General features: G+C 44.5%; 7 protein-coding genes. 5 read left to right on the top strand and 2 right to left on the bottom strand.

Annotated features, from left to right (window positions below):
- Positions 1–116 precede the first annotated feature (116 nt).
- From B3763_RS18975 to B3763_RS18955, 5 genes are all read left to right on the top strand, one after another.
- A complete protein-coding gene (locus B3763_RS18975; RefSeq protein WP_286748404.1) occupies positions 117–791 on the top strand; it encodes a DUF2064 domain-containing protein in 675 nt (224 codons plus the stop codon).
- Between the two features lie 48 nt (positions 792–839).
- A complete protein-coding gene (locus B3763_RS18970) occupies positions 840–4,040 on the top strand; it encodes a SusC/RagA family TonB-linked outer membrane protein (protein ID WP_286748403.1) in 3,201 nt (1,066 codons plus the stop codon).
- A 10-nt stretch (positions 4,041–4,050) separates the two neighbouring features.
- Positions 4,051–5,493 (top strand): SusD/RagB family nutrient-binding outer membrane lipoprotein, encoded by a 1,443-nt coding sequence (locus tag B3763_RS18965; RefSeq protein WP_286748401.1) that lies wholly within the window; start codon positions 4,051–4,053, stop codon positions 5,491–5,493.
- Positions 5,494–5,743: 250 nt separating this feature from the next.
- Positions 5,744–7,102 carry a sodium:solute symporter family transporter gene (locus B3763_RS18960; protein WP_286748400.1) on the top strand — a complete coding sequence of 453 codons (1,359 nt, stop codon included), beginning with the start codon at positions 5,744–5,746 and terminating at the stop codon, positions 7,100–7,102.
- Complete coding sequence (locus B3763_RS18955) at positions 7,086–7,922, top strand: metallophosphoesterase family protein (protein ID WP_286748399.1); 837 nt, start codon at positions 7,086–7,088, stop codon at positions 7,920–7,922. The genes B3763_RS18960 and B3763_RS18955 overlap by 17 nt, the downstream gene beginning before the upstream one ends.
- 83 nt (positions 7,923–8,005) lie before the next feature.
- On the opposite strand, the gene B3763_RS18950 is transcribed toward B3763_RS18955, so the two are convergent.
- Positions 8,006–8,806, bottom strand: a complete 801-nt coding sequence (locus B3763_RS18950; protein WP_286748398.1) for a hypothetical protein — start codon at positions 8,804–8,806, stop codon at positions 8,006–8,008.
- Positions 8,807–9,174: 368 nt separating this feature from the next.
- Entirely contained in the window at positions 9,175–11,661 is a 2,487-nt protein-coding gene (gene hrpB / locus B3763_RS18945) for an ATP-dependent helicase HrpB (protein ID WP_286748397.1), read from the bottom strand.
- Between the last annotated feature and the right edge of the window lie 206 nt (positions 11,662–11,867).

The following is an 11,867-nucleotide window of genomic DNA, read 5'->3' as shown; positions in this document are numbered from 1 at the left end:
CTCAAGGAAGAATAGATCAGTTCACTCAGTACTTTTGACCGCCAGATTACACATTAGAGGATAAATCCAAAACATAGTGGGGTTACGTAGGTTAGTGATGTAACTTGACCCCGCCAATGGAAACTTCTTCACCGACAACGGCCATTATCTTCTTTGCTTTTTCAGCATCTCGCGAAACGAGTCGTAAAAAGCTGGTGAATGAAAGCAAAGCTAACACTGCTCTGCTGGAGGCTCTTCGTGCTCAAAGCCTGCAAAAAGCCATGGCTACTCAGTTTCCTGTTTTTGAGTTCAACGAACACAATCAAAGAGGTGCTAATTTTGGAGAAAGGCTCCAATCAGCTTTTGACAGTGTTTTTAGCCAAAACTTTGAGAGGGTTATCTGTATTGGTGCCGATTGCCCCGAGCTAACCTCTGAAGATTTGACCACAGCGGCCAATGCCCTTAGCGAAACAGATATTGTTATTGGCCCCGATTTGAGAAAAGGAATGTTTTTACTGGCCATGAATCGTTATGGCTATGAGGAGCTTTCATTCGAAGCTTTAGCCTGGCAAAGCCCACAATTAATCGAGAGCATCCACACTCATTGCCAACAGCTATCCATTTTCTTTCTCAACCCTAAGTTCGATCTGAATAAAGCCTTCGATCTCTGTGCTCAAAGTAACTCAACCGTTCTTAAAAAACTGCTCAAGGTCATTCGGCCAACTCTTAACACAGCCACCTACCATTTCAATTTTCTTTGCAGTATTCTCATCAACTCGCAACTTCCCCAGCGTGCTCCGCCCATGCAGTAATCGGTTCATGCACACATAAACATTCATCTACCACCTTATAAATTACATATGAAAAAGCTTCTTTTAGGGCTGTTCGGGCAGTTCCTTTTTCTGTCTGTTATGGCACAGTCGTCTGTGACCGGTGTCGTAACCGACATAGGCAAAAATCCATTGCCTGGAGTAACCATTGCCATAGAAGGCACCACAAAAGGCACCATTACGAATGCTCAGGGTCAATTTCAGATAAACACTGAAAGCGGTGAAGTACTGGTGTTCTCATCGGTTGGCTTTCAAACCATCAAAATTGTAGTGGACGGACAAACACCACTCAATATAACTATGCAAGAAAGCTTAGGCTCTCTGGGAGATGTTGTGGTCACAGCCCTTGGCATAGAGCGGCAAACCCAAGATCTTGGCTATAATGTTCAACGACTTGAGCCTAAAGCCATAGGAGAGGTAAAAGCTGCCAACTTTGTAGATAACCTGGCCGGTAAACTAGCCGGTGTTACTGTAACCCAGGGGGCTACAGGCGTTGGATCTACTTCTAAAATCACTATTCGGGGAGAAGCTTCATTTACCAACAATAATCCTTTGTTTGTGGTAGATGGCACTCCAGTAAATAATAATTCGGTAGTAAACTTTACCAACGATGCAGCTGCTGGTTTTCAGGAAGTAGATTTTGGCAACGGAGCCATGGAAATCAACGCTGACGATGTAGCATCGGTTTCTGTGTTGAAAGGCCCCGCAGCCTCGGCTCTATATGGCACCCGGGCGTCTAACGGAGTTATAATCATTACCACCAAAGACGGCCGTAGTGCACAAGGAATGGGACTCAGCTTCAACAGTAGCACCTTTTTCGATCGAGCCTTTCAACTGCCCCGGTTTCAAAACAGCTATGGTCAAGGCAACTCCGGTCAGTTTGAGTTTGTAGACGGCTTGGGTGGGGGGATTAATGACAATATCTCTTACAGTTGGGGGCCAAGACTAGATGCCGGGCTTCTTATACCTCAATACGATAGTCCTGTAACTTTGCCCGATGGAAGGGTGGTAAGGGGAGGCGATGTGGCCGTACATGGCGGTAGCCCCATTACACCTACTCCCTTTGTTTCTCATCCTGATAACCTTAAAAACTTCTACCAAACGGGAATTACAGCCATTAATAATCTTGCCGTAGCCTCAGGCACTGAAAAAGGCGATGTAAGAATCTCCTTTACCGATCTTAGAAGCAAGTCTATTATACCGGGAGTTAATCTGGATCGTACCACTCTTTCGGCCAGGCTGAATCTCAGGCCTAATCCAAAGCTTAAAATTTCAAGCTTTATCACTTATTCCAATGCTCAATCAGACAATCGGCCTTCCAGTGGCTATGGATCGGAAAACGTCAACTATGCTTTGGTAGCCTGGGGGCCACGATCTTTAAACATTGCCCCTATGAAAAACTACTGGCAACCCGGACTGGAAAACACGCAGCAATACTCTTTTAACTATACTTTTTTTGACAATCCCTACTTCACTTTGTTGGAGAATCGCAACTCATTGAACCGGGACAGACTCTTTGGCAATCTGATGGCCCGCTACATTTTGTCGGACTATTGGAGTGTGAGTTTGCGCAGTGGCATGGATTATTCCTCCGAACAACGCCAATTTAGGAGAGCATTTAGTTCTAACCGGTTTAGGAATGGTGCCTATGCCGTGCACGATGTATTGTTTAGGGAACACAATACCGATGTTCTCGTCAATTATGTAAGGGAATTCGGGTCTTTCAGCTTTGAAGGCTCTGCCGGAGCCAATCGAATGGATCAGCGGGCATCTACCCTGCAATCACAAGCACTTTCACTGGCTCAGCCGGGAGTGTTTAGACTCTCCAATGCGGCCTCACCTCTGGAGGTTTTTGAGTTTCTATCTAAAAAACGAATTAACAGTGTCTATGCCTGGGCAAAATTGGGTTATCATGATTTTCTCTTTCTTGAACTTACGGGCCGAAATGACTGGTCCAGTGCCCTGGCAAGCCCTACGTCTACCGAAAACGTGAGCTTCTTTTATCCATCCGTTTCAGGATCGTTCATAGCCTCAAACCTATGGAGAATGCCCACTTCCATAGATTTTCTAAAACTAAGAGCTTCTTATGCGCAGGTGGGCAACGATACCGATCCCTACCAGACTGCCGGTGTTTTTAATGCACAAACACCCTATAGAGGCCAGCCCACATTCAGTGAGCAATCTACCATTGCCAACCCCAATCTTCTTCCGGAAAGAACCCGGTCTTTTGAAATTGGGAGCGAGGCCCGAATGCTCAACAATCGCATACATGTGGACCTCACATACTACAATGCCATTACCAGCAACCAGATAATTTCGCTTCCTGTCTCCATCACTTCGGGCTATACAGAACGAGTAGTGAATGGTGGCCGCGTGAGATCGGAAGGAGTAGAGGCTATTGTTGGAGTTAACTGGATGTCGCGAGGCCAAATGAGCTGGTCAGGTACCTTTAATTTTAGCCGTAACATAACCACCGTACTCGATCTTCCCAATGGTGTAGACCGACTTACGCTGGCTTATAGCCGTATTTACGATAACGTAAATCAAACTGTATTCTTTCAGGTGAAAGAAGGCGGAAGAGTTGGTGATATGTATGGAACAGGTTACCTGAAAACCGAAGAAGGCCGATTTATAGTGGGTGAAAATGGCTTGTACATTCCTGACAATCGCTTACAAAAACTGGGCAACTATAACCCCGATTTTATACTGGGTTATACTAATGAAATTCGCTTTGACAATTGGAATTTCAATTTTGTATTTGACTGGCGTCAGGGTGGAGAATTGGTATCCCGAACACTGGCCCTGGCCGCAGTAGGAGGTCAGTTAGAAGAAACCGCTTATCGACCCGAGGCAGGTATTGTGGCTAATGGTGTAGTCAACACCGGCTCTGCCGACAACCCTGTGTATGTAGAAAATACCAAAGCAGTATCTGCTGAAGCCTACTATCGCAATTTTTACGATAGAAACCATGAAGAAAACAATACTTACAATGCCAGTTTTCTCAAACTACGTCAGCTATCCGTTGGCTATCGTTTTAGTGGTTCCTTCTTTCAAAATGGTAAAAGTTTAGATGTAGCCCTTATTGGCAGAAATCTTTTTGCAATCTCTGAAATACCTCATTTCGATCCGGAACAACTGGCCGTACAAGGACAACAGTTTGTAAGTGGTGTTGAAGATATGTCTTATGCCACCACCAGAAGCATAGGGTTTAAACTAGGTTTCAATTTTTAAAAGAAGTCAGATGAATACTTTATATAAGAACTATATACTTCTGTTAATCAGTATGTTATTCGTATCTTGTTCGGATGGTTTTGAAGAAATCAATACCAATCCGAATGCGCCCATAGAGGTGCAGCCAGAGTTGCTTTTCCGTCAGGTGATTTATGACTATGGAGAACAAATGTCGTACGAAGGTTTCGTGGCGGGTAATCTACTGAGTCAGCATTTTGCCATGGTCGATTTCAATCTGTTCGATCGGCACGACCTAAGCTCGCCACAGTTGGGCGGCAATCCATGGCCCATTATTTATCGCAATTTGCGAGATAATGAACTGGTATTAGAGGCTGCCGGAAAGAGCCAAGTTTATGAGGTATACGAAGGGCCTGCTCTTATTCTGAAGGCCTATATGGCTGCTGCCCTCACTGATATTTATGGAGATGTACCCTATTTCAATGCTTTAAACGGTAAGCAAGGCCACATTACCCCGGCATATGATGCTCAAGAAGATATCTATCTGGCTTCCGGAGGCATTTTAGACAATCTGGAAAAGGCCGTTGTCGCCATTAAAAATTATTCCGGGTCGCAAACATTAAAGGGAGACCTCCTGTACAACGGTAGGCTTCAGGCCTGGATAAATTTAGCCAACTCGCTGAGGATTAAGTATCTCATGAGAATTTCTGATCGGGTTGATGTAGCCCCGGCACTTCAGGCCATAGTCAATGAAGGTGAGTATATTCAAAACAATGCAGACAACGCCACGTTCGATTTTACCAACTCTCAGCCCAATACATTCAGAATGGCCGTATTGCGCTCTGGTGATTTTAATCTTTTTGTTCAATCAGAAACCTTAGAAGAGGTTTTGGAAAACCTTAACGATTCCCGGCAGCGGGTTTTCTTCAGACCTTCTGAAGCCACAGGAAATTATGAAGGACTAAGAAATGGACCTGATGCTTCGAACACTTCCATTTCTGTGGCCAATTACTCGCTCACCGGCACCATTTTCAGAGAGAATACGGGTGCTCTTGATGCCAATTTTATGACCGCCTGGGAAACGTACTTCTTATTGGCAGAAGCTGCGGAAAAAGGTCTTATTTCACAGAATGCTCAAGCTTATTATGAAATGGGGGTGCAACTGGCTTTTGAATACTGGCAAAGCGAAATGCCTTCAAGCTACCTGACAACAGGAAATGCGGCTTATGGAGCGAATGGAGCGAACCCACTGGAGCAGATCATTACTCAAAAGTGGATTGCAAACACCATCAATGGCTACGAGGGATGGATTGAATTCAGAAGGACTGGATTTCCTCAACTGAAAAATGTAGCGGCCAGCCTGAACAATGGTCTCATTCCTGTCAGAATGCCATACCCTGCCGATGAAGCTGCTTTGAATGCGGTGAACTACCAGGCCGCAACTGCCAACAATAAAAATAGTGTGAATAGTAAGGTTTGGTGGGATGCGAATTAATTGGATTTACGTCATTCCCGCTCAGGCGGGAACCTCCGTATTTAATGATCAAATGAGATTCCGGACATTTTTCTTCATTTTGAAACTTATGAAGAAAAATTCCGGAATGTCGATAGTATGGAGTGCAGCAAACATAAGAAATGCAAAATAGCCCCCATCCAAACCTTCCGTTTGTGCGGAAAAATTTCACAATGGCAGGCTGCCATGTCCCCCGCTGGCGGGGGTTAGGGGGTGGAAAAGTAATCAGGAAATGACCACGCAAAACATAACCCTCTGGCAATGGATACTAGTCATCGCATCAAGTTTGGTGCTGATTGCCATTTCCCCATGGGCAAAAACCAAGAGTGACTTTTTCCAAGCCACCAGAAAAAACAACCAAAAGCCCGGATTATGGCTATTATCTAGCAGCTTGGTCATTAGCTGGATTTTTGCCAAAAGCATTACCAATGCGGCCAATCTAGGCCTTTCTTATGGCATTGTGGGAGGTGTGGCTTATGCCACCTATTACCTGTCGTTCCTTTTTGCTGGCATCATCATTTTCAAGCTGCGCGTGAAGGGAGATTTTCAGAGCATTCACCAGTTTCTTAGTTCCAAATACGGAAGGGGAGCCGTGATTCTCTTCTCTCTTCTCATTGCTTTCAGGCTCTTTAATGAAGTCTGGTCTAACACCATAGTGATTGGCAGTTACTTCGGTGAAGTGGGCTCCAAGCCTTATTATTTGGCTATTCTGGTCTTTACCTTGCTCACTTTGCTCTATTCCCTCAAAGGAGGGCTCAGTAGTTCTATGCTGACTGATGCCATTCAGATGGTGCTCTTTGCCGTTTTGCTGATTGTCGTTCTTGGGGTAATACTTCCTGATTCCGATGGTATTTCAAGCTATCTCGGCTCTGGTGACTGGAGCCTTTCTGGTGGAGTAGATTTGCTACTGGTTGCTCTGATTCAGTCCATTAGCTACCCATTTCATGATCCTGTGATGACGGATAGGGGTTTTATTACCGATCCACAGACCATGAAGAAGGCCTTCTATTGGGCGGTTCCTATTGGCTTTATCTGTATTGTCCTCTTCAGTTTTATAGGCGTCTATGCCGCTCAAAAGGGCATGGAAGGTGAAGCTGCGGTTGAAGTAGCACAGTCACTTGGAATCATTATCATGCTGGTAATCAATTTGATAATGATAACATCGGCCTCTTCTACATTGGACTCTGCCTTTGCCTCTTTTTCAAAGTTGATGGCGGTTGACCTTAAAATAGGCAATGCCAGCGTTAGTTTTGGCCGCGTGATAATGGTGATTATTGCTGTTCTAGGCACTATTCCAGTGTTTTTCAATCCCACGGTGTTGTCGGCCACCACCATTTCCGGCACTATGGTTATAGGTTTGGCACCTGTCTTTGTCTTCTGGCGATGGAAGGTCCATCGGCTGGCATTTGTGTTGACGGTGTTAACAGGAACGGCCTTCGGTATCTGGTTTGCCACAGGAGCTTATCCCAAAGAATGGGTGTTCTTTCCGGGAAGTTATGGCGATTTACTTAGTGTAAACCTATTGGGTACAGCGGCCTGTTTTTTAGTATTTATCTTCATGAAAAGAAAAGGAAATGCATTGGTTGGATAAGGTGAAGGACATAGGGACACTCTGTAGCGAAGTGATGGTATTTGGTGGTGTGTACAGTAATCTTCAGGCACTGGAAGCTTTGCATGAGATAGCCGGGGAGAAGGAAATTCCGGCATCCAATATCATCTGTACGGGTGATATGGTGGGCTATTGTGCTCAGCCGGTGGAAGTGCTGGACTTCATCAGAAACTGGGGCATTCATGCCATTCTGGGCAATGTGGAGATACAGCTCAAAGAAGGGGAAGAGGATTGCGGTTGTAACTTCAATGATGGTTCGCGATGTGATCTGTTTTCCAGGCAATGGTATCCTTTTGCGCAATCGCAGGTAAGGTCAGAACAGATTGAATGGCTACGGGAATTACCGGAATTTATCCGCTTTCAATTTGCCGGAAAAAGCTGCTTTGTGCTGCATGGGGGCCTTGAAAACACCTCAGAATATATTTTTGAGTCTACCCCAGACGAACGCAAGCGTGCCATTTTAGATCAGACGCAGTCAGACATTATCCTGGCCGGACATTGCGGTTTACCCTTTAATAGCCCTGTAGAAGACAAGCTTTGGCTCAATCCCGGAGTCATCGGCATGCCCGCCAATGATGGCACCCCAAGGGTTTGGTATATGTTGTTGAACGACAGAAACGGATTCTCCTTTCAACACCAGTCCTTTACCTACAACCACGACCTCGCCAACCAGTTAATGTTGGAAAAAGGCCTGCCTAAAACCTATGCCGCCACACTCAAGTCAGGCATCTGGGATAATTGTGAGATTTTGCCGGAGGTAGAGGCTGGGAGGCAGGGTAGAGTAATGAAGTTTGATGATTAGAACGCCAAGTTCAGTTCTTCATAACCCATTCTAACCCTAGAAATTATTTATAAAGGTCCTTCTGGACGGAAATGCAATTTGGTTTAAAGCTTCTTCAAATCAATTTCTATTTCAAAGTAGCTGTTTAGTTCCTCTACTAATAGGATTGTGTAATCACCAATCAAAGTAAGGTTGTCATTTAGGTTAGAGTAGGTAATGTCGAATCTCCAAAATTTACAATCAGGATCTTCGCAATGTTTTTTCACTGGAAAAAACTGGTCTGTCAGTTTTTTATACTTTAAATATTTTGTTTCATGACAAAGTGCATTACCATGAGTCACCGAATGTCTGAAATTGGAAAAGGCTTGGTACCATTGTTGAATATCAGTATTCCAACAATTTTTAGTTTCTATATCAACAAGGCTTGGCATGATTCTTCTCAAGAGGTTGAAATAGGCCTTATTATTTTTAGTTTGGATATTATCCACGCTTGGATCACAGTTCTTTTTTAGCTCACTTGGTTTTATTCTATCTCTAATCTCAGGATATTCCTTTTCAATAACTTTTAACAACCGTTTAATATAAATTTCAAAGAGTTCATAAGCGTGTGCCAACGAGAGCAAAAAGTAAAACTGAAGATTTGATGACACTTGAAGTGTAGCCTTGGCATTGTTGGTTCCATAACTATATCCCAAAAATATTTGACCAGACTCCTGTAATGATTTGGCCCTTAGATTATGAAGAATATAGTTACTTGTCAATTGAGAAATTGGATTATCAGAAAAAGCTTTTTCAATTTTAACTGAGTAAGCCTTGATGTAATTTTCAGACTGAAGATTAACTCCAAGAATTTGACTCATGGCTTCAAGAAGGCTCTTGGATAGCATTTGAATATCGTCTTTCATTGTTTTTTAGTTCTAAATTGTGCTAGAATAAATTAAGTATTTAACCCTATGTTTTAGTAATCCTTAATTCGTGTCAAGATTAAAAGTCACATTTGATTGATAGATGAATAGCACAATTTAGCCACTAACTCAGTAATATTGTTCGGTCGTACCTCGCTTGCCTATGCGACAGGCCTCTGAGTGACGTTTACCAAGGCATTTGAGCATTATTGATGCACTAAAGACCAATTCACTAATTCCCCGATTTCCGTTCAACTCATCTACCCCTGACTCCTAAAGGGGCAGTACTTTCGTGGTAATTTTGCCTTATCTGGTTCACTAACCTACTGATCAACTGATTTCTGTTCCACCGATTTCCGTTCAACCGATCACTGATTCCTCCTCTTAACTCCCCGAATAGCCGGTTCATTCCACGGATCATCAGGCCAGACATGTTTAGGATAACGTCTTTTGAGTTCTTTACGAACTTCGAAATAGGCGTCTGACCAGAAGCTTTTGAGGTCGGAGGTAATCTGTACGGGTTTAAAACCGGGAGAGAGCAGGTGCATCAGTACGCCTTGTTTTCCGGCATTGATCTTTGGGGTTTCGGCCATACCAAAGACTTCCTGTATGCGGACGGCTAAAATAGGGGCTTCAGCATTGTCTCGATAAGCGAGGCGAATTTGTGAACCACTCGGCACTTCAATTTTTTCCGGGGCCAGGTCATTCAGTTTGCTTTGCTGGTCAAAACTCAAACTGTGGTGTAAAATGTCTTTAAGCTTAAGCTTTTTGAGGTCTTCCGGCTTGCGGATGTTATTGAGATAAGGGGCCAGCCAGTCACCACAGGTTTGGAGTAGGGAAGAAGTACTTACTTCCGGCCATTGTTCTTCAGGGTTCCATTTCCTGAGCGATAACACACGGCTTTGCCATTGGTTTACCTCCTCATTAAAGTCGAGCAAACGTTCGCCTTCTTTCTTTATGGCATCTACTATGGCATTCACTAAATGGGCTGGATCCGGATCGGGCAAGGGAGTGCTTCTTAGCACAATGCTACCGATGCACAGATTTTTGGAAGCAATAAGCCCTCCATCTTCTGTATCCCAGGTAATTACGTCTTTTTCTTTTACTAAAGGAGCCAGATCTCTGGGGTTGAGAGGGGAGGCCATATGAATTTTACCCATACCGTCTCGAGCATCGATATGGCAAACGGCCAACCAAGGTTCAGCAGCCAAATCATCTCGATGACCGGCCATGGCATAGCGACCGTTAGACAATTGGAATTGGGCATTATTACCAGGACGAGCACAGGCAATGCGTTCCGGATAGGCGTGGGTGAGCAAAACACCAGTTTCATATGGATCGACAGAGTCGTTTTCTGCATCAATCTGAAACAGTTTGCGGTATTGCTCGGCTATTTTTTCTATCCGTTGCAGCTTTTTACCATCGCGATTTTCCCTTCGGTGAGTTCTCAAGGCTTCTATGCGCGTATTAATGTCTATTCCTGCCTCTTTGCCGAGCGGATCGCGCTCTTCAAGCAAGGCTGCAATATCTGTAGCCAAAGCCAATTGATCGTGCTCCTCTGCCAACAAGAGCATATGAGCTATTCGCGGATGGCAAGGTAGCCTGAGCATCTTTTTGCCATGCTCTGTTATCTTTCCATTTTCCAAAGCCTCCAGTTGGTGTAAAAGGTCTCTGGCTTGCGCTAATGGGCCGGCAGGAGGGGGCGTAAGCCATGTCATTTGTTGTGGATCTATGATACCCCATTGGGCCATATCGAGTACCAGTGAAGCCAGATCGGCTTCCATAATCTCCGGTACAATGTGCTCAGTCATTCTTTGGTGTGTAACTGGGCTCCACATACGATAGCAATGGCCTGCACTTAAACGCCCGGCCCGGCCGGCTCGCTGATCTGCTGAATCTCTGGAAATACGGACTGTTTCTAAACGAGACAGGCCGGAGTTCGGGTCGAACTTAGAAGTGCGTCCAAAACCACTATCAATAACCACTTTAATCCCTTCAATGGTCAAGCTGGTTTCGGCAATATTGGTAGCCAGAACTACTTTTCGCTTACCGCTACGATCGGGCATAATGGCGGCCTGTTGCTTATGAGGCGGTAAACTTCCGTAGAGCTGATGAATGGCCATTCCTTTTAAACTTCCTCTCAACAGGTCGGCCGCTTTCTGAATTTCTCTTTGACCGGGAAGAAACACTAGAATATCTCCATCGTGAAGCCTGGCCGCTTTGCTGATGGTCTTGGAGATTAGCTCAGGAATTAAAAATTCATCGATATCTCCTTCATAAATTATTTCTACGGGGTATTGCCGGCCTTCACTGACTACCGCAGGAGCTTTTAAGAGGCTGGTCAACTGCGGCATGTTCAAGGTAGCAGACATAATCATAATGCGCAGGTCGGGCCGAAGCACTTGTTGAGCTTCTCTACAAAGTGCCAGAGCTACATCTGCATGGATGCTACGCTCATGAAATTCATCGAAAATGACCATTCCAATACCGGAAAGCTCATTGTCTGACTGAATCATACGGGTGAGTATGCCCTCAGTAACTACTTCAATCTTGGTTTTATCTGAAACCCGATTGTCAAACCGAATACGGTAGCCAACAGTCTCGCCAACCTTTTCCTCAAGGAAGTAAGCCATGCGCTCCGCAATGGTACGAGCAGCCAGCCTGCGTGGTTCCAGCATGATAATCTTCTGACCCTTGAGCCAAGGCTCATCCATCAAAGTAAGTGGTAAAAGCGTACTTTTTCCTGCACCCGGAGGCGCATTAACGATTAGCGTATTCTTTTCAGCGAGATGCTTTCTGGTATCGGGAACAACTTCCTTTACAGGGAGGTCTATATGTTGGTATTGAAAACTCATAGGGTAATTGAGCTGCGAAGGTAAGGACTAAAGTATTGCGATGTGTGATATACTTAGTACGAAAGGGGTTTAGTACTGAAGAGACTATGGTCTACTCGGGGTTGAGAGGGATGATAAAATCATTGCTCTGAACAAAAATAATTTAGACTTGAAGTCTTTTAGGTCGCATTTGTTATATCCACTATACTAGCCACAAGCTGTGTCCT

This window comes from Roseivirga sp. UBA1976, from assembly GCF_002336325.1.
Taxonomy (GTDB): Bacteria; Bacteroidota; Bacteroidia; order Cytophagales; family Cyclobacteriaceae; genus Roseivirga; species Roseivirga thermotolerans.
This window is presented reverse-complemented; position numbering and strand designations above follow the sequence as displayed.